We start from the raw sequence: 17,782 nt of genomic DNA, 5'->3' as shown, positions 1-17,782 counted from the left end.
CATCGAGTAGGCCCAAGTTCCCCTACCGCAGGAGGCGTTCATGGTCACCGTATCCCCGTCGAAGTCCGAAGCGTCCGCATCTTGGGCGTACGCCCTTCAGTGCCCCACAATCGACTCGCCCCGCGCATCGCCCGCGTTACCCTGCGGGCCGTACTCTCCGGCCACGGACTGACGCAACTCGTCGACACCGCTGAGCTGTTGACGTCGGAACTCGTCACCAACGCCTACCGGCACTCCACAGGCCCCGCGACCCTCCGCCTCCGTGGCCTTGCCGACGCCCGCCTTCGCGTGAGCGTCTGGGACGCCAACCCGCACATCCCGCCGCCCTTCGACCAGAAGCCAGGGCCATTGCGTCCCGTCCGGGTCGATGCCGACGGCGGGCGCGGACTGTTCCTCGTATGCCACTACGCCGACACGTGGGGTGGGTTCCCGCTCGCGGCCGACCCCTTCGGGTGCGGCGGGAAGCTGTTGTGGTGCGAGATCGGACCGCAGGCCGGCGTTGGCGTTGCCGCAGCGTGACGGCGGTGGACGGCGGGCGGCGGGACCTCTCCGGCGCTATCGTGGGGCGAGTGACACGCTCTGTAGTCAACGGAGGACCGCGGTGACCATCATGACCGAGCGCCCTGCGGCCATAGAGCCTCCTCTGGCCGGAGCCTTCGAGGACATGCTCCGGATCGTCGAGGAACTGGACACACCTGAGGGCTACAAGGCCGAACTCATCCGGGGGAAGATCGTCGTGTCGCCGTGGTCGAAGCTGCGCTACAAGAAGGTGATGAAGTCGCTGCGGCTCCAGCTCGAGCCCCATGCGCCGGAGGGGTACGACGTGGATGTGGCGCCGTTCCTCTTCACTTTTTCCGGTTCCGAGCGCGGTTTCGGGCCCGACCTGCATGTCGCCGACGAAGCCGCCTTCGACGTCGAAGGCCGTCACGCCGACGGTGCGGCACTCTCCCTCGTCGCCGAGCTGACCTCCGCATCCACCAAGGACGCCGACTGGCTCGACAAGCTGGACACGTACGGACGTGTCGTTCCTGTGTACCTGGTGCTCGACATGCAGGTGGCCGAGATCACGGCGTTCTGGGATCCGTCACCGAAGGGCTACCGGTCGCGGACGACGGTCCCCTTTGGTACGTCCCTGCATGTTCCTCCGCCCTTCGACTTCGACCTCGACACCTCTGGGTTCGCGGTCGGCACGCAGGAGGACGGGGCAGACGAGGGTGTGAAGGGCTGAGGACAACGAGGGGCGGCCGAAACCGCCGCCCCTCCCAGTACCGGCCTACATCGACAAGTTCCGATCCCGCACGGTACTGATGTGACATGAGTGAACGCGGGGACCGTCTGATAGGCGGCCGTTACAGATTGGCCGCGCGCATCGGCTCCGGGGGCATGGGCACCGTGTGGCGGGCCTGGGACGAACTGGTGGGGCGCGAAGTCGCCGTCAAACAGCCGCGGTTGCCCGGGGATCCCGAGGACGACGCCCACCAGCGCGCCGCCAACCGCCTCTACCGCGAGGCGCGGGCCGCCGCGCGTGTCGACCATCCCGCCGCCGTCGCCATCCACGACGTGGTCGTCGAGGACGGACTGCCGTGGATCGTCATGGAGTTGATCCGGGGCGAGTCGTTGGACGACATACTGCGGCGCGGCCCCCTCAAGCCGGCCGACACCGCGCGCATCGGGTTCGCGGTCGTCGGCGCGCTGCACGCCGCGCACTCCGCCGGGATCGTGCACCGGGATGTGAAGCCCGCCAACGTGCTGCTCGGCCCTCCCCCACTCTCGACTTCGCTCGAGCGGGGGGACCCGCATGGCCGGGTCGTCCTCACCGACTTCGGCATCGCGCACATCCAGGGCGAGGAATCCCTCACCGCAAGCGGCGAGTTCGTCGGCTCGCTCGAGTTCATCGCGCCCGAGCGCATGGCGGGCCAGGGCGCCGGACCCGCCTCCGACCTCTGGTCCCTGGGCGTTCTGCTGTACGCCGCCGTCGAGGGCTGGTCCCCCTTCCGCCGTGCGACCGTGGAGTCAACGCTCGCCGCGATCCTGTCCGACGAGCCGCCGGAACCGGGGCAGGCCGGGGACCTCGGGCCGCTGATCACCCAGCTGCTGGCCAAGGACCCCGAGCGGCGACCGGATGCCGCGAAGAGCGCGGCGGTGCTGGAGGCGGTCGCCGAGGGCTGGACCGTGCCCGTCGTCACCGACACGCCCCGAGAGTGCCAACCTCCCTCCGCCTCACGGGAGTTCGCGGGCTACACCGAGACGGTACGGTCCGGACCGCCGTCATCGGTCACGGCACGAAGCGAGACGGCCGGACCCCCGCCCGCCGAACCCATGCCGTCCCCGACGGAGCCCGACCATCGCTCCGGGCGCCGACGACGCCCCAGCCTTCGTCTCTTCGCCGCCTCCGTCGCCGGTGCCGTACTCCTCACCGGCGGCATCTGGCTCGGGATCTCCTTCCGGGGCGGTGACCCGAGGGCGGAGGCGCAGAGCCGCGGCGACGCCTCCCCCTCGGCGTCCGCCTCCGCCTCCCCCTCGTCCCCGACCGTGAACGGCTGGACCATCCACACCGAGAAGGACATGGACGCGATCCTGTCCGTACCGGCCGGCACCCCGCTTCTCGACCGCAACGACTCCGGCGCGGACCACCGCAACCCCTCCCGCACGGTGATCTACGGCGACGAGACCGTCCAGCTCCGGCTGACCCGCGAGGAAGCAGTGCCGACGCCGATCAACAACTGGGCTGACGAGGTCACGCTCTCTCACACCGACGACTGGGCCGACACGCTGTCCAGCCCCACCACGTTCAACGGCTACACGGCGATGGAACTCGACACCGAGTACGGGGTGAAGGAGGAGAAGTTCAGGGTGATGCAGCTGCTGATCGTCACGGACGCGAACGAGTACTATCACCTGCGCGTGGACATGCCGAAGGGCACGAAGGACGAGAAGCGCGGCACCTCGATGTTCAAGGGTGCCATCGAGCGCCTCAAGGTCGGCAAGTCGATGGTGGGGCAGGTGACTTTGGGCTCACGTCCCTGAGCTGCTGCCCTTGAGTCAATGCCCTGATCAGGGTGTTTTCCGCCAGCGCACACTGGCGCGATGTGTGTACTCCGTGAAGTCGGTTACCAACGGGTACCAAAAGTTTCCGCCCCGGAATACCCTGCGCGTCATGACGGACTCGCAGGCCCCGGCAAAGACCGGCACGAACCCCCTCGCCCCCGCCCCCGAGGGCGCCCGCACGGCCGCCGACGTGGTCACGCCGGAGCTGGTCGCCCAGCTCACCAAGGGCGTGGCCGGCTCGGGGCGTACGGCCAACCACACGCCGTTCACCGGCGAGAAGCTGGCCGATCTGCCCGAGTCCACCCCCGAGGACGTACAGAAGGCGTTCGAGCAGGCCCGCGCGGCCCAGGCGGTCTGGGCGCAGGTGCCCGTACGGCAGCGTGCCGCCGTACTCCTGCGCTTTCACGACCTGGTGCTGGAGCGTCAGGCCGAAGTCCTCGACCTGATCCAGCTGGAGACCGGCAAGGCCCGGCTCCACGCGCACGAAGAGGTGCAGGCGGTGGCGGTGGCCGCCCGTCACTACGGCCGCAAGGCCTCCTCGTACCTCAGGCCCAAGCGGCACACCGGCGCCGTACCGACCCTCACCAAGGTCACCGAACTGCGTCAGCCACGCGGCGTCGTCGGGCAGATCGCGCCCTGGAACTACCCCCTGGAGCTGTCGGTCGGCGACGCGCTGCCCGCCTTCGTCGCGGGCAACGCGGTCGTGATGAAGCCCGACACGGAGACCTGCCTGACGGCACTGTGGGCTCGCGACCTGCTGATCGAGGCGGGGCTGCCGATCGAGGTGTTCCAGATCGTCATCGGCGAAGGCCCGGTCGTGGGGCCCGAGGTGGTCCGGCACGCCGACTACGTCTCCTTCACCGGCTCCACCCGCACCGGCCGCGAGGTCGCCCAGAGCGCGGCGGGCCGCCTTGTCGGCGTCTCCCTCGAGCTCGGCGGCAAGAACGCCATGCTGGTACTCGACGACGCCGACATAGAGAAGGCCGCGGCGGGCGCCGTGCGCGCCTGTTTCTCCTCCGCGGGCCAACTGTGCATCTCCATCGAGCGGTTGTACGTCCACGAGTCGGTCGCCGACGCCTTCGTGGAGCGGTTCGCCGCCCGCACCAAGGCGATGCGGCTCGGTACGTCCCTGTCGTACGGCGCCGAGATGGGCTCGCTGGCCGGTGAACGCCAGCTCCAGGCGGTGACCCGGCACGTCGACGAGGCCGTCGCCAAGGGCGCCAAGCTGGTCGCGGGCGGCGTGGCCCGCCCGGACATCGGCCCGTACTTCTTCGAGCCGACCATCCTCGACGGCGTCGAGGCGCCGATGGCCGTCTGCAACGAGGAGACGTTCGGCCCGGTCGTCTCCATCTACCGCGTGAAGGACGACGACGAGGCGATCGAGCTCGCCAACTCCACGCCGTACGGCCTCAACGCGTCGGTCTGGACGAGGAACGGCCGTCGCGGTGCCGAGGCCGCCGCCCGGCTGCGTACCGGAACGGTCAACATCAACGAGGGCTACGCCTCCGCATACGGCAGCGTCCAGTCCCCGATGGGCGGCATGAAGGACTCCGGCCTGGGCCGCCGCCACGGCTCCGAGGGCATCCTCAAGTACACCGAGGCACAGACGATCGCCCACCAGCGGCTGCTTCCGATGGCCCCGTCGTTGGGCATGGACGACGAGAAGTACGCGCAGTTCATGAGCCGGAGCCTCCGGGTGATGAAGGCACTCCGGTTCCGTTAGGGCCACCCGTTCTCAACGAGGAGAGCACGTGTCACAGGAGAACTCTGTCCAAGAGCGGGACGAAGGGGCGTACGACTACGACGTCATCGTCGTCGGTTCCGGCTTCGGCGGCTCCGTCACCGCCCTGCGCCTGACCGAAAAGGGCTACCGAGTCGGCGTCCTCGAAGCAGGCCGCCGCTTCACCCCCGAGTCGCTGCCCAAGAACTCCTGGGACCTCAAGAACTACCTCTGGGCGCCGAAACTGGGCATGTACGGCATCCAGCGCATCCACCTCCTGGGCAACGTCATGGTGCTGGCAGGCGCCGGCGTCGGCGGCGGTTCGCTGAACTACGCCAACACCCTGTACGTACCGCCGAAGCCCTTCTTCGAGGACCCGCAGTGGAAGGACATCACGGACTGGCAGGAGGAGCTGAAGCCGTACTACGACCAGGCGCGGCGCATGCTCGGCGTACGGCTCAACCCGACGATGACGCCGTCCGACGTCCACCTCAAGGCGGCGGCCGAGCGGATGGGCGTGGGCGACACCTTCCATCCGGCTCCGGTCGGCGTCTTCTTCGGTGACGGCGAGGACGCCGACGGGACCGCGAAGGCTCGGCCCGGACAGCAGGTGAACGACCCGTACTTCGGCGGCGTGGGACCGGCCCGCAAGGCCTGCACAGAGTGCGGCGAGTGCATGACCGGCTGCCGGCACGGCGCCAAGAACTCCCTCGTCGAGAACTACCTGTACCTCGCCGAGAAGGCGGGCGCGGTCGTCCACCCGATGACGACGGTCGTGTCCGTCACCGACGACTCGCAGGGCGGGTACGCCGTCGCCACCCTCCCGACCGACCAGAAGCGCAAGGGCGAGGGACGGGTCTTCAGGGCCCGCCGGGTCGTCCTCGCGGCCGGTACGTACGGCACGCAGACCCTGCTGCACCGCATGAAGGCCGGCGGTCAACTCCCGTACCTCTCCAGCAGACTGGGCGATCTGACCCGTACCAACTCCGAGGCACTGGTCGGCGCGCAGACCGACAACCGGCGCTATCGCAAGGTCACGGGCGAGGCGAAGGCCGACTTCACCCGCGGGGTCGCGATCACCTCCTCGATCCACCCCGACGCGAACACGCATATCGAGCCGGTCCGCTACGGCAAGGGCTCGAACTCGATGGGCGGTCTGTCCATCGTCCAAGTCCCGTACGCGGAAGGGTCGTCGAGAGTCCTCGGCTTTCTCTCCCACGCGGCCCGGCATCCGCTGCTCGTGCTCCGCTCGCTGTCCAACCGCCGCTGGTCGGAGCGCACGATCATCGGGCTCGTCATGCAGTCCCTCGACAACTCCCTGACCACATATCTGAAACCAAAGGGCGCGGGGAAGGGCCTGTTGACGGCTCGTCAAGGGCACGGGGCGCCCAACCCGAAGCAGATCAGGGCGGCTTCGGAGGCGGCGTCGGCGATCGCCGCGGAGATCAACGGCTTCGCGGGCAGCAATGTGGGCGAGCTGATGGGTACGCCGCTGACGGCCCACTTCCTGGGCGGTTGCCCGATCGGCGCGTCCGCCGACGACGGCGTCATCGACCCGTACCACCGGCTGTACGGGCATCCGGGCATCTCGGTCGTCGACGGCGCCGCGGTCTCCGCGAACCTTGGCGTCAACCCGTCGCTGACCATCACCGCCCAGGCCGAGCGTGCGATGTCGTACTGGCCCAACAAGGGCGAGGCGGATCCGCGTCCGGCGCCGGGAGCCGCGTACGAACGCCTGAAGCCGGTCGAACCCCGCTCGCCCGTCGTCCCGGCGGACGCCTTCGGCGCGCTGCGACTGCCGTTCCTGGGGATGCCGGCGGTGCCGCCGGAGAAGTAACCCCCGGCGACAAGACGAAGGACCTGCACCCCCCTCCGAGCGCAGGTCCTTCGTCTCTTGCGCCACGCCCCTTCAGAGGGCGCGGAGTACTGCGCGACCAGCCCCCACCGGCCCGCAGTTCATCACCGCGCCTCCAGCAGCGGAGCGATTACGCGTCGGCGCCCGTCTTGCGTCGGCGCACGATGAACACCGCGCCCGCACCGGCGACGAGGGCGGCACCGCCGGCGAGGCCGATCATCGGCAGGGCGGAGCTGGAACCGGTCTCGGCGAGGCTGCCGGTCACCTGCGCGGTCTCGTTCCTGTTGGGCTTCTCGTTGGTGACCGGAACCTTGCCGCCTTCCTGCGGCTTGGTGCCGTCCGTGTCGGTGCCCGCGGCCACGATCTGGAACCTGTACGCGATCTCGCCGAAGCCCGTGCACTCGGCGTCCGCGTCGCCATAGATGCTCGCACCGAGCGAGAAGCCCGCACCGACCGGGGCGTTGGACTTCACGTTGATGCGCAGCGGGATGTTGACCTCGTAGTCGGGCTCGAGCTCGTCGGTGTAGCCGACGTATCCGACCGCGTAGCCGCCCGCGTCGAGGTCTTCCCAGATCTTGTCGTCGGGGTTGTAGGCCTGGAGCTGGACCTGCTTGCTCTTGAACAGCTCCTCGCCGTTCTTGTCGGGGGAGGCCCCGGCGAAGAAGTCGAGGTCGTTGAGGACGGAGTCGGAGTTGTTGGCCACGTTCAGCGAGAACTTGTGCCAACCGCTGCCCGCAGCGATTTTGCCGGGCAGACCAGTGATGGTCACGTCGACCTTGGAGTCCTCGCACACGGAGGGCTCCGGCTCGGGCTCCTCGGTGGGCTCCGCGGGGTCGGTCTCGTCGTCGGTGGGCTTGTCCGACGGGGTGTCGGTGGGGTGCGCCGTCGGTGCCGTGGGATCGGTCGTCGGAGCCGTCGGGTCCGTGGTCGGATCCGTAGGGTCGGTCGTCGGAGCCGTGGGATCGGTCGTCGGAGCCGTCGGTTCGGTGGTCGGAGCCGTCGGGTCCGTCGTCGGGTCGGTCGTCGGCGTAGTGGGCTCCGTGGTGGCCGTCGTGCTGGGACCGTCTGTGGCGAACGCGGCAGGTGCAGACAGCAGCGCGAGCGGGGCTATGACGGCCGTCGCGGCCGCAGCGGCCATGGCACGGCGAAGCTTCATCAAGACCTCGGTGAGTCCGGCGTACCGCGGCATCGCGGTACGAGATGTGGATGGATGCCTCCCGCGCACGAGACGCGGTGTGGCTGTTGGTTCCGGAAGTGAGACACGTGAATCCTGTGAATGGTTGTCCTGGATTTCACAGGATTCTTATGTGGGCTGAGTCACACACGTGCACTCCCTGCTCGACTTGTGAACTCCCTCGGCCACGGCTTAGAACGGTGCCTCGTCTGCCCATCGGGGGTGGGCAGTTGAACAGGGGGAGAGGCGCGAGCGCCGTGGCCGAGAAGCCGTCCGAGGATCCCAGGGGCTCCGGGGACCCCAAGGACTCCGCAGACGACCTGTGGGAGAAGTTCGTACGGGACAGCGAGCTGGACATCGGCACCTCCGACGCGCCCAAGGAGCCCTCCGCGCGAGCCCGCATGGTGACGGAGCGGCTGCGTCAGCAGGACGCGCGGGGCGAGGCGCCTCCGGGGTGGCGCACCGGTCCCGACGTGCAGGGGATGAACGGGCGGCCCGCCCGCCGCCGCAAGCTCTGGGCGATCATCGGCGTACCGCTGGCGCTCGCCGTCGCCCTGGTCGCGATGAAGCCGTCCCTGCTGCCCGGCGACCCGTTCGGCACGGGCGGTACGGGCGGCACGGGTACCGAATCCGCGGCTCCGCTGCCCGAGGAGACCGCGCCCCCGTCCACCGCCCCCTCCTCCGCACCCGGGACGCCGACGCTGGACCGGCCGTTCGCCGGATCTCCGGCCGCTCGTTACGCCGACGGGGCGGCGGGAATCGTGCTGCCGGAGGCGACCGCGGTCGGCTCGTTCAGCAAGGACCAGGTGGGCCAGGCCCTGAAGCAGACCAAGGCCCTGCTCGTCGATGCGAACCTCGACCGCAAGACCCTGCTCGGCGGCACCCCGGAGACCGTGCTCGACATCCTCGACCCCAAGCAGCCCCGGATGCTCTCCGACGTGAGGTCCTGGCTGCGCAGGCCGGACAAGCAGAATGACCCGTTGCTGCTGTTCAGCCGCTTCGACAAGGACGAGGTGCGGCTCGTCGGCGATGTGGTCAAGACCCGTGGGCGCCTGACGTTCGAGCGGGGCGAGAACGGGTCCGTCGTGGTCCGCGCCGACTACACCTTCGTCTACGCGGTGGCCCCGGCCGACCCGGACTCCACGGAGGTGACCCGCGTCATCGTGCGCCGCGTCATCGAGACGGAACTCGCCGACCCGACGCGTTTCCGGGTCACCCCGGGCAAACTACTGGTCGTCCGCTTCGACCAGGATCTCGCCAACTCCGCCTGCGGCGTCTACGACGGCTACATGCACCCGCAGTTCGACTCGGGCATCACCCAGGGGCCGACGCCGACAGGGCCCATGGTCGACCCGTACGACCGCAGCCGCGACATCCAGAACTCCGATACGGAGACCTGCGGCACGGTCTCGCGGACCTGAGGGGGCTTGAGGGGACCTGACGGGAAGCGCAGACAGTCCGGGCAGGCGAAGGGCCCCACGGCGGGGGGATCCGCGGGGCCCTTCCTGGTCAGCACCGACGTCAGGGCATCGCCGGTGCCTGAGGAGCGGCGCCGGGGGAAGCGCCGCTGGTTCGGTGGTGGTGCGGGTGCCCGCCGGTCCGCGCCCCGGAGCACTTGGGGAGCGTCAGTGGCGTAGACCTTTGGCAGTTGGATGAGGCATTGCGGTTGTCTGCGCTGGGACTCGGGTGGGGTGTTCGATTTGGGACTGCTCTACGCATCGTGCTCGATGGGCGGAGGCCTCCGCAACCGTTTCGACCGCTCTCACACAGATTCGGCCGGTCGGCTCCGGGCGTCCCCGGAGCCGGCCTTCCCTGGTCGTGACCGGCCTGCTGTCCCCTGCCGTCCGGTCACGTCTACTGGAGCGAGGTCCCACGACGCACGTCCGTACGCCTCATCGCTCCAGCGGAGCCACGCGTGGTTTCTTCGGGCCCGCCCCTGGCTGGCACGGACACCGACACCAACGAAGCGCGGCGCGACTCGGTCACGCGAATCCGGGGTGAGGGGCCATGGGTACGTGCGTACGCGGAACTCAGATGCGGAGACTCGGATACGGGGGGATGCGGGGACTCGGATGCGGTGGCTCAGATTCGGCCCCGGCACAGCTCCAGCAACGTCATCGCCAGCGACGTACCGGGCTTGCCCAGCGCCTCCCTGTAATGGCCGAGGATGTCCATCTCCCGCGACAGGTTCACCCGCCGGCCGCCGGACGCGATCCGCTCCTCCTGGATCACGGCCGACAGGGCCATTCGTTCCTGTACGAGACCGATGATCCGGTCGTCGATCGCGTCGATGCGCTCACGCGCACCGGTGATCACGCCGGCCGCCTCATCGGTACGGGCGCCGGTCTTGTTCAGTACGTCAGCCATGTCGGGCTCCTCTGCTTCGAGTCTTCGAGTCTTCGAGTGAGGCCCTGGAGCGGCAAGGTCCGGAAACGTCAGGCGCCCCGGACCTTGTCGGCCCGGGGCGCCTGGTAAGTCGCTTGTCAGTAGCTCAAGCAGCACGACCATGGCAGCCGGTGGGCCGGTTGCCATAGGTAAAGACGAAGGTCTGGTGCGTGAGCATGAGGGGAGTATGGACCGGGCGGCAGGGGCGAGCCAAGCGGTTCCGGATGCTGAGACGACCTGAGCTTCTCGACTTGGTCTCGCCTCAAACCTGAGCCTCTCAACCCGGTCCCGCATCAAAAGAGCCGCGGCCACGGCGGGGCCCATCAGCCCGTCCGGCGATTGAGGACGAGTCCGAAGGGCGATCGGGGGTCTGGGGGCGGAGCCCCAGTGACGGCGCCACCACCACCGAGCTCCCGGCTAAACTCGGGGACACAGCCCTGCTCAACCGCCGGAAGGCAACCCGTGCCAGAAGCGAACCCCACCGCCCCCGACACCGTCCTGGTCGTCGACTTCGGTGCGCAGTACGCCCAGCTCATCGCCCGACGGGTCCGCGAGGCCCGGGTCTACAGCGAGATCGTGCCGAGCACCATGCCGGTCCACGACATGCTCGCCAAGAACCCGGCGGCGATCATCCTCTCCGGCGGCCCCTCGTCGGTGTACGCGGAGGGCGCCCCGCGCCTGGACCGCGAGCTCTTCGAAGCCGGCGTCCCCGTCTTCGGCATGTGCTACGGCTTCCAGCTGATGGCGACTACCCTCGGCGGCACGGTCGACAACACGGGCGCCCGCGAGTACGGCCGTACGCCCCTCCACGTCTCCAAGTCCGGCTCCACCCTCTTCGAGGGCACCCCGGACGAGCAGTCGGTGTGGATGTCCCACGGCGACGCGTGCAGCGCCGCCCCGGAGGGCTTCGCCGTCACCGCCTCCACGGACGTCGTCCCGGTCGCCGCCTTCGAGAACGACGAGAAGAAGCTGTACGGCGTCCAGTACCACCCGGAGGTCATGCACACCACGCACGGCCAGCAGGTGCTCGAGCACTTCCTGTACCGGGGCGCGGGACTCACCCCCTCCTGGACGACGGGCAATGTCATCGAGGAGCAGGTCGCGGCCATCCGCGAGCAGGTCGGTACGAAGCGCGCGATCTGCGGACTCTCCGGCGGCGTGGACTCCGCCGTCGCCGCCGCCCTCGTACAGAAAGCCATCGGCTCGCAACTGACCTGCGTGTACGTCGACCACGGTCTGATGCGCAAGGGCGAGACCGAGCAGGTCGAGAAGGACTTCGTCGCGGCCACCGGTGTGCAGCTGAAGGTCGTCGACGCCGAGGAGCGCTTCCTCAAGGCACTCGCCGGGGTCAGCGACCCCGAGGAGAAGCGGAAGATCATCGGGCGCGAGTTCATCCGGGTCTTCGAGCAGGCGCAGGCGGAGATCATCGCGGACGAGGGCCCCGAGGTCGCCTTCCTCGTGCAGGGCACCCTCTACCCGGACGTGGTCGAGTCCGGCGGCGGCACCGGCACGGCCAACATCAAGTCCCACCACAACGTGGGCGGGCTGCCGGAAGACCTCGAGTTCCAGCTGATCGAGCCGCTGCGCAAGCTCTTCAAGGACGAGGTCAGGATGGTCGGCCAGGAGCTGGGCCTGCCGGACGAGATCGTCCAGCGCCAGCCGTTCCCGGGCCCCGGCCTCGGCATCCGTATCGTCGGCGAGGTCACCAAGGAGCGCCTCGACCTGCTCCGCGAGGCCGACGCCATCGCCCGCGAGGAGCTGACCGCGGCCGGGCTCGACCGCGACATCTGGCAGTGCCCGGTCGTGCTGCTCGCGGACGTACGCAGCGTCGGCGTCCAGGGCGACGGCCGGACCTACGGCCACCCGATCGTGCTCCGCCCGGTGTCGAGCGAGGACGCCATGACCGCCGACTGGTCGCGACTGCCGTACGACGTCCTCGCAAAGATCTCGACCCGGATCACGAACGAGGTAGCGGACGTCAACCGCGTCGTCCTCGACGTGACCAGCAAGCCGCCGGGCACGATCGAGTGGGAGTGACGCTCCGGGCGTTCCGGAGCGCCTGGGCGCCCCGGAGCCTCCGGCTCACTTGCGCTTGACGGTGCGCAGCGCTTCGCCGGGCTTCCAGGTCTGCACGACCAGGTACGCGTTGTCCTCGACGTAGGTCCGTACGACCTCCGTCAGCTCGGTGCGGAAGAGATGGAACGGCTCCGGCGGTTCCACCTCTTCCGTCTTTCCCGCATACAGCGCCATCGTCTCGGGATCGGTGACCCGGACAGCCCGTCCCGAGATCCGTATGTCGCCGCCCCCCATCTCAGTCCCGGGCCCCGGGTTCGCCTGGATCGCGAAGCGGGGATCGCGGTGCAGGTCCAGTGCCTTGAGCGAGTCCGGCATCATGCCGAGCCACAACTCGCCGTTCTTGAACTGGACTTCGAGCCCTGAGGTACGGGGCGAACCGTCCTTGCGGATCGTGGCGAGGATGTGGTGCGTGAAGGCCCCGAAGCGTTCCTCTGCCGTCTTGGCGAGCTCGGGTTCGGCGGTGGCGAAGGCTGCCCAGTTCGTGTTCTGGTTGGGCTTCTGGCTCGGGTTTGGTTTCGGCGTCATACGACGAGTCTGACGCCGAAACCCGACACCTGCTGTCGCCTTTGATGGGCGGTGAAGAGCGGTGCGCAGACGTTGAGCGGTGGTTCCTCAGAGCAGCCCGTGCGCCTTGAGGCGCCTCGCCAGCCGGTCCTTGCGTCCCAGTTCCAGTTGCAGGAAGACCGCGAACACCAGGCCCATCGCGCCGCCGGCGCAGAGTGAGGCCCTCCATCCCGCGGGGATCAGCAGCAGCATCATCAGGGCCGTGCTGGCGCTCATGAAGACGGCCTTGCGGCGCCAGTCGAGGTCGTCGTCCATGGCATCGAACTCGATCCGGGCCCTCAGCAGCCCGACCGCGGGCGCCGCGTCCGGAAGGGGTTTGAGGGTGCCGGGGCGCATACCGGGCGTGCGGCCGGCCGCGAGCCGGCTGAGCGCGGCCGTGCTCCGCTCGCGCGCCTCCGGGCGGTTGTCGCGGATCAGGCGGACCTGGAGCATCTGACCGTGCCTGGTCGTCTGCCCGTACCGGAATCCGTACTGGACGGCGATATAGGTGAGCGCGGCCAGCCTGCGCGGTGAGCCGCCGAAGTCGTTCAGCACGACCACGTCACGGGTCGCGATCTGCCGGAGCATGTCGGTGATCCGGCGTTCGGTTCTGTTCATGCCTCCCCTCATCTCTCCGCCCTTCCTATTGGCCCGACTTGATCGTGCCTGCTCGGACCGTGCCCGACTGGGCAGTAGGTTTCACTCTCGCAGACACGCAGACACTCGACCCCGCACAACGGTTGTGCACTCTCTTCACGAACATCTCTGTTCCTCTGCGCTGACCGACGGTAACTTCCGGGCTGCAAACAAGTCCGTACCTCTGGGCTGGAGGACATATGCACGGGCCCACCCCGCCCCTGCCCCGACCCACCGAGCAACTGCGCTTCGCCATGCCGCCGATGTACGAGTCGCTCGACGACGAGCGGCGGCATCGCAAGGAACGGCTCGCGGGGGCGTTGCGGATCTTCGGGCGGCTCGGTTTCGAGGACGGGGTCTCCGGCCATATCACCGCGCGTGACCCGGAGTTCAGTGACTGCTTCTGGGTCAACCCGTTTGGGATGCCCTTCAAACATGTCACCGTTGGTGATCTTGTCATGGCCAACGGAGAAGGTCAGGTGATCGAGGGGCGCTATCACGTCAACCAGGCGGCATTCACCGTGCACGCCCAGGTGCACGCCGCCCGCCCGGACGTCGTCGCGGTCGCCCACTGCCACTCGGTGCACGGGCGGGCCCTGGCCGCGCTCGGCGAACTGCTCGACCCGATCACCCAGGAGAGCTGCGCCTTCTACGAGGATCACGCACTGTACGACGCGTATACCGGCGTCGCCGTGGACGCCGAGGAGGGGCGGCGGATCGCCACCGCGCTCGGCTCCCGCAAGGCGCTGGTGTTGCGCAACCACGGACTGCTGACCGTCGGCGACTCGGTCGACGCGGCGGCCTGGTGGTTCGTGTCCATGGAACGCTCCTCCCAGGTCCAGCTCACCGCCCGCGCGGCGGGCCGGCCCGTGCTCATCGACCACCGGCAGGCGGTGGCGACACGTGAGCAGCTCGGCGGGGATCTGGTGGCGTGGATCAACTATCAGCCGCTGTGGCAGGACATCAGCCGGAGTGAGCCGGATCTGTTGTCGTGATCTGAGGGTCCCACCTGAGGGGTCCGTTCCGGGGCCTGTTCTGAGCTTCGGGTTCCAGGGAGCCCTGGGGCGTCTGGGTCCTCAGAATCCGCGGAGTACGGCGGCCTTCGTCGCCGCGAACTCCTCGTCCGTCAGCACGCCCTCGCGGTGCAGCTCGCCCAACTCCCGCAGGCGGCGCAGGAGTACGTCGTGATTCTCGGGCTGCGGCTCGGACGGTACCGCATCCCTGGTCGTCAGCGGGAGGCGGGGCGCGTCGGCGGCAAGATACTCGCCGGTGCGGGTGGACGGATGGGGGAGACGGGCCGTGACCGCGGTGGCGACCAGCGCCGTGAGCAGGTCGCGGCGGGCGCTGCCCCACAGGTCGACGGCGAACGGGTCCTTCTCGGGCGGGAGTTTCGAGAATGCCGTCTCACGGGTCACGAAGCGCAGAAATCCGTCTTCGTAACCGGAGTTGGGCAGCCACTCCACCTGGACGAGATCCGGTACCTCGATGATGCGCGGACCCGTCGCGCGCTTCACCCGGTCCGAGGTGTCGCTCCAGTCGATCCGGACCTGGGCTCCGTCGAACGACACCGTGCCGTCGCTGGAGCGCACGGACACCGGCACGGGCGGGCCCGGCAGAAGGTACTCCTTCGCGGGTTCCTTGGGGATCTGGTCGAGGAGCAGCGCACGGCGTATCTCCTCGGCGACGTACTCGGCGATGCCCGAGCGGTCGAGGTCCACCGTCAGCCGGTACGGGTCCGCCGCGTCGGGAAGCCGGCCACCGGTGGCCTGGAGCAGCGGGTCGGCGCCCTCGCGGAGTCTCAGGCGCAGTCGGCCGCGCTTGCGTTCGGGTTCGTAGACGACGCTCGCGACCGCTTCGAGGGGCACGGCGATCTCTCCGTACGTCTGCCGGAACAGCGGTACGGAGCGGTGGAGTCCCGGCGTGATCCGGACCGTGTTGCCGTCGAAGGCCCAGGTCCCGTCACGCTGGATGATCTCGGCCATAGGGAAATTCTCGCAGCCGGGTCAACAAGGGGTCGGGGGTTGGGGCGACGGCCTCCCCGCGGGGTGCAGTGGGGGCGGGGTGCGGCGGTCCGCCACCGCTGGGCAGACCTGCCGGGTGGGGCCGCAGTGGCGTACGGCACAATCCCGGTGCTTGGTACTTGTGGTTATGGGTTGGTTCTACGAGTTGGTTCTACGGAGCGGTGCGGGAAGGCGGCAGCGGGCGGTGGCGGTGCAGGAGGCTGGACAGGGCGCGCACGAAGGGGGCTGCACCTGCGGGGACTGTCCGCAGGGGGCGCGCGAAGGGCATCGACGAGCTGTTGCCGCGTTCCTTTCCAAGCGGGACGAGTTGGCCTCCGGCCGGGGGTTGCCCGCCGCGGTGGCGCACTCGGCGGGCGCCTCGCGGCAGTGGGTGTCCGACGAGCTGACCCAGTCCGCGGACCTCGTCGTCGAGCAGAGCCGGGCCGAGGGCGAGGCATGGCTGGGGCTGCTGTGGCGGCGTACGGCACTTGTGGTGGCGGGAGTCGTCGGGGGCCTGCTTCTGGTGCAGGCGCTCACCGCGATCGGGGCGGGCTGGACTGCCGCGCGGACTGCCGGCTTCCTCGCCGCGGTCGTCGTGGGCGGGCTGCTCGTCGGGGCGTCGTGGTTCCACCGAGCGCGTGGAGGTGCGCTGGCGCCCGTCATCGGTGAGGACAACCGGCTGTCCACCTCCCGTGCGGTGGCGGCGAGTTGGGTGCTGTTCGTCGTCTACGCCGTGCTGGTGCTGGCGGGCCGGCTCGCGGGCGCGTCCTCTCCGGGCGAGCGTGACGCGTTGATCTCCGGGCTCGAACTCACCCGGGGCGCGGGCGTCGTCACCGTTCTCGCCATGGTGTGCGGGATCGCTGTGCTGGTGCGGCGGGTCGTGGGCCTTCGCGTGCTCGGTCAGCGCCTGCAGAAGATACGTGCCGACCGGCCGAGGGCCGCTGATCTGCTGACCGACGACTCGGGGCGGGGCAGCTTCGCGGACACGCAGTACGTGGTGATCGCCGGGGCCGCGCTGGTGTTCGCGGCGGTACGGCTCGCTCGGCGGCCCGAGCAGTTGCCGGACCTGCCGTGGGGGCTGGCGTTGGTGGTGCTGGTGTCGGCCGCGACGTACGTTGCGGCCAAGTACGCGGAGGGTGGGCGGCCCGTGATCTACTCGGTCGTCCGGTCCCGTGAGGCCGGGGACCTGGACGCGCCGATCCGCACGGGGGACGACATCGAGATCCGGGGGGCTGGGTTTGTGCCTCCGGGTGCGCACACGGCTGACCGCCTGTCCCGGATGGTGGTCAGGATCGGAACCGTCCATGTGCATGTACCGCTCGTGCCTGTGGCAGGGGGTTTCCGGAATCCGTCCGACGCGGTTCTGACTGTGCCGGTGCCTGCGGATGTGGAGCCTGGGCGGGTGGATGTGCAGGTGGTTACTGCGGCGGGGGTCGAGACGAACCGGTACGGGATTGATGTGACGGATTGACTCCGTCGGTTGGGCGGGGCTTTCGACTGCGGGTCCGCCGCGGGGCGCGACAAGCCACGACGAACCCGCACTCGCCCATGAATGAACCGAACCCACTACCTCTTTAGGCGCCCCTGCTCAACCGGCGGAGGCACGCGGGACAACTTTTGGGTCAAAAAGTTCGGTCCGCGGTTGAGCCGCCGGTCCCAGGCATACGTATGGTCTGTTGAGGGGCGAACTGTCGGTTCGGTGAGAGGTGGCGGAGAGCGATGGCTCACGGTATGCGGATGGATACGCACTCCGGTTACCTCGACGGTGGAGGCAGAGACTGGCGGGACGCCGCCACCCGGTACGCCCTGCTACCGCTGCGGGTGTTCCTCGGCGTCACCTTCATCTACGCGGGGATCGACAAGCTCACCGACAGCGCGTTCATGTCGGAGGCCGGTTCCGGTTCGATCGGCGACATGATGCGCACGGTGCGTGATTCCTCGGCGATCCCGGAACTCGTCGACCTCTCCCTCGAGAACCCGGTCGGCTTCGCCTATGCCATCGCTTTCGGCGAGCTCGCCGTCGGCATCGCCACCCTGATCGGACTGCTCGCCCGGCTCGCCGCGTTCGGCGGTGCCATGATCTCCCTCAGCCTCTGGCTGACCGTGAGCTGGCCCTCGGACCCGTACTACTACGGCAACGACCTCCCCTACCTGATGGCCTGGCTCCCCCTCGTACTGGCCGGCGCCTCCGTGTTCTCGATCGACTCGATGCTGCGATCACGACGAAGGCAGCGAGCCGGCGCGTACTAGGGCCTGTGTGATGTCGTGATCATCTTGCCGATTCGGGTCCGCTCGGAGGGCGGATCCGATAGGAAGATGGTCGTGACGCGCAGGCAACTTACCGA

General features: G+C 69.1%; 15 protein-coding genes. 10 read left to right on the top strand and 5 right to left on the bottom strand.

From position 1 onward, the window contains the following. The first annotated feature begins 99 nt into the window (after positions 1 to 99). The 5 genes from ABD357_RS02125 to ABD357_RS02105 all read left to right on the top strand — a co-directional run bounded on the left by ABD357_RS02125 (position 100) and on the right by ABD357_RS02105 (position 6,605). Entirely contained in the window at positions 100 to 519 is a 420-nt protein-coding gene (locus ABD357_RS02125; RefSeq protein WP_344387057.1) for an ATP-binding protein, read from the top strand. Between the two features lie 91 nt (positions 520 to 610). Then, positions 611 to 1,228: a Uma2 family endonuclease gene (locus ABD357_RS02120; protein ID WP_344387169.1), complete on the top strand. Its 618-nt coding sequence runs from the start codon at positions 611 to 613 to the stop codon at positions 1,226 to 1,228. An 86-nt stretch (positions 1,229 to 1,314) separates the two neighbouring features. Next, positions 1,315 to 3,027, top strand: a complete 1,713-nt coding sequence (locus ABD357_RS02115; RefSeq protein WP_344387056.1) for a serine/threonine-protein kinase — start codon at positions 1,315 to 1,317, stop codon at positions 3,025 to 3,027. Positions 3,028 to 3,157: 130 nt separating this feature from the next. Then, positions 3,158 to 4,771, top strand: coding sequence for a succinic semialdehyde dehydrogenase (locus ABD357_RS02110; protein WP_344387055.1), 1,614 nt, complete (start codon positions 3,158 to 3,160; stop codon positions 4,769 to 4,771). A 28-nt stretch (positions 4,772 to 4,799) separates the two neighbouring features. Continuing rightward, entirely contained in the window at positions 4,800 to 6,605 is a 1,806-nt protein-coding gene (locus ABD357_RS02105) for a GMC family oxidoreductase N-terminal domain-containing protein (RefSeq protein ID WP_344387054.1), read from the top strand. A 148-nt stretch (positions 6,606 to 6,753) separates the two neighbouring features. Here the strand turns inward: ABD357_RS02105 and ABD357_RS02100 are convergent, their stop codons facing one another. Further along, positions 6,754 to 7,779 carry an LAETG motif-containing sortase-dependent surface protein gene (locus ABD357_RS02100; RefSeq protein ID WP_344387053.1) on the bottom strand — a complete coding sequence of 342 codons (1,026 nt, stop codon included), beginning with the start codon at positions 7,777 to 7,779 and terminating at the stop codon, positions 6,754 to 6,756. 275 nt (positions 7,780 to 8,054) lie between these two features. Between ABD357_RS02100 and ABD357_RS02095 the strand changes: the two genes are divergently transcribed. Continuing rightward, the gene (locus ABD357_RS02095) at positions 8,055 to 9,218 is read left to right on the top strand and encodes a hypothetical protein (RefSeq protein ID WP_344387052.1); all 1,164 of its coding nucleotides are present in this window, start codon (positions 8,055 to 8,057) and stop codon (positions 9,216 to 9,218) included. 661 nt (positions 9,219 to 9,879) lie between these two features. Here the strand turns inward: ABD357_RS02095 and ABD357_RS02090 are convergent. Beyond that, positions 9,880 to 10,164, bottom strand: coding sequence for a chorismate mutase (locus ABD357_RS02090; protein WP_344387051.1), 285 nt, complete (start codon positions 10,162 to 10,164; stop codon positions 9,880 to 9,882). A gap of 480 nt (positions 10,165 to 10,644) precedes the next feature. On the opposite strand from ABD357_RS02090, the gene guaA reads away from it, so the two are divergent. Continuing rightward, positions 10,645 to 12,219 carry a glutamine-hydrolyzing GMP synthase gene (gene guaA / locus ABD357_RS02085; RefSeq protein ID WP_344387050.1) on the top strand — a complete coding sequence of 525 codons (1,575 nt, stop codon included), beginning with the start codon at positions 10,645 to 10,647 and terminating at the stop codon, positions 12,217 to 12,219. Positions 12,220 to 12,264: 45 nt separating this feature from the next. On the opposite strand, the gene ABD357_RS02080 is transcribed toward guaA, so the two are convergent. Next, positions 12,265 to 12,783, bottom strand: coding sequence for a pyridoxamine 5'-phosphate oxidase family protein (locus ABD357_RS02080; RefSeq protein WP_344387049.1), 519 nt, complete (start codon positions 12,781 to 12,783; stop codon positions 12,265 to 12,267). Between the two features lie 87 nt (positions 12,784 to 12,870). Then, positions 12,871 to 13,419 (bottom strand): hypothetical protein, encoded by a 549-nt coding sequence (locus ABD357_RS02075; protein WP_344387047.1) that lies wholly within the window; start codon positions 13,417 to 13,419, stop codon positions 12,871 to 12,873. A 218-nt stretch (positions 13,420 to 13,637) separates the two neighbouring features. Between ABD357_RS02075 and ABD357_RS02070 the strand changes: the two genes are divergently transcribed. Beyond that, complete coding sequence (locus ABD357_RS02070) at positions 13,638 to 14,432, top strand: class II aldolase/adducin family protein (RefSeq protein ID WP_344387046.1); 795 nt, start codon at positions 13,638 to 13,640, stop codon at positions 14,430 to 14,432. 81 nt (positions 14,433 to 14,513) lie between these two features. Here the strand turns inward: ABD357_RS02070 and ABD357_RS02065 are convergent, their stop codons facing one another. Beyond that, entirely contained in the window at positions 14,514 to 15,419 is a 906-nt protein-coding gene (locus ABD357_RS02065; RefSeq protein WP_344387045.1) for a DUF4429 domain-containing protein, read from the bottom strand. Between the two features lie 223 nt (positions 15,420 to 15,642). Between ABD357_RS02065 and ABD357_RS02060 the strand changes: the two genes are divergently transcribed. Then, positions 15,643 to 16,908, top strand: a complete 1,266-nt coding sequence (locus ABD357_RS02060) for a hypothetical protein (protein ID WP_344387044.1) — start codon at positions 15,643 to 15,645, stop codon at positions 16,906 to 16,908. 248 nt (positions 16,909 to 17,156) lie between these two features. Then, positions 17,157 to 17,687, top strand: coding sequence for a DoxX family protein (locus tag ABD357_RS02055; RefSeq protein WP_344387043.1), 531 nt, complete (start codon positions 17,157 to 17,159; stop codon positions 17,685 to 17,687). The last annotated feature ends 95 nt before the right edge of the window (positions 17,688 to 17,782 follow it).

This window comes from Streptomyces vastus, assembly GCF_039532825.1.
GTDB lineage: Bacteria > Actinomycetota > Actinomycetes > Streptomycetales > Streptomycetaceae > Streptomyces > Streptomyces vastus.
This window is presented reverse-complemented; position numbering and strand designations above follow the sequence as displayed.

Excerpts from the sequence above, each read along its gene's own strand:
- ABD357_RS02090 (WP_344387051.1), bottom strand. The coding sequence starts at position 10,164 with ATGGCTGACGTACTGAACAAGACCGGCGCCCGTACCGATGAGGCGGCC.
- ABD357_RS02080 (WP_344387049.1), bottom strand. The coding sequence starts at position 12,783 with ATGACGCCGAAACCAAACCCGAGCCAGAAGCCCAACCAGAACACGAAC.
- ABD357_RS02070 (WP_344387046.1), top strand. The coding sequence starts at position 13,638 with ATGCACGGGCCCACCCCGCCCCTGCCCCGACCCACCGAGCAACTGCGC.
- ABD357_RS02055 (WP_344387043.1), top strand. The coding sequence starts at position 17,157 with ATGGCTCACGGTATGCGGATGGATACGCACTCCGGTTACCTCGACGGT.
- ABD357_RS02120 (WP_344387169.1), top strand. The coding sequence starts at position 611 with ATGACCGAGCGCCCTGCGGCCATAGAGCCTCCTCTGGCCGGAGCCTTC.
- ABD357_RS02110 (WP_344387055.1), top strand. The coding sequence starts at position 3,158 with ATGACGGACTCGCAGGCCCCGGCAAAGACCGGCACGAACCCCCTCGCC.
- ABD357_RS02100 (WP_344387053.1), bottom strand. The coding sequence starts at position 7,779 with ATGAAGCTTCGCCGTGCCATGGCCGCTGCGGCCGCGACGGCCGTCATA.
- ABD357_RS02065 (WP_344387045.1), bottom strand. The coding sequence starts at position 15,419 with ATGGCCGAGATCATCCAGCGTGACGGGACCTGGGCCTTCGACGGCAAC.
- ABD357_RS02115 (WP_344387056.1), top strand. The coding sequence starts at position 1,315 with ATGAGTGAACGCGGGGACCGTCTGATAGGCGGCCGTTACAGATTGGCC.
- ABD357_RS02075 (WP_344387047.1), bottom strand. The coding sequence starts at position 13,419 with ATGAACAGAACCGAACGCCGGATCACCGACATGCTCCGGCAGATCGCG.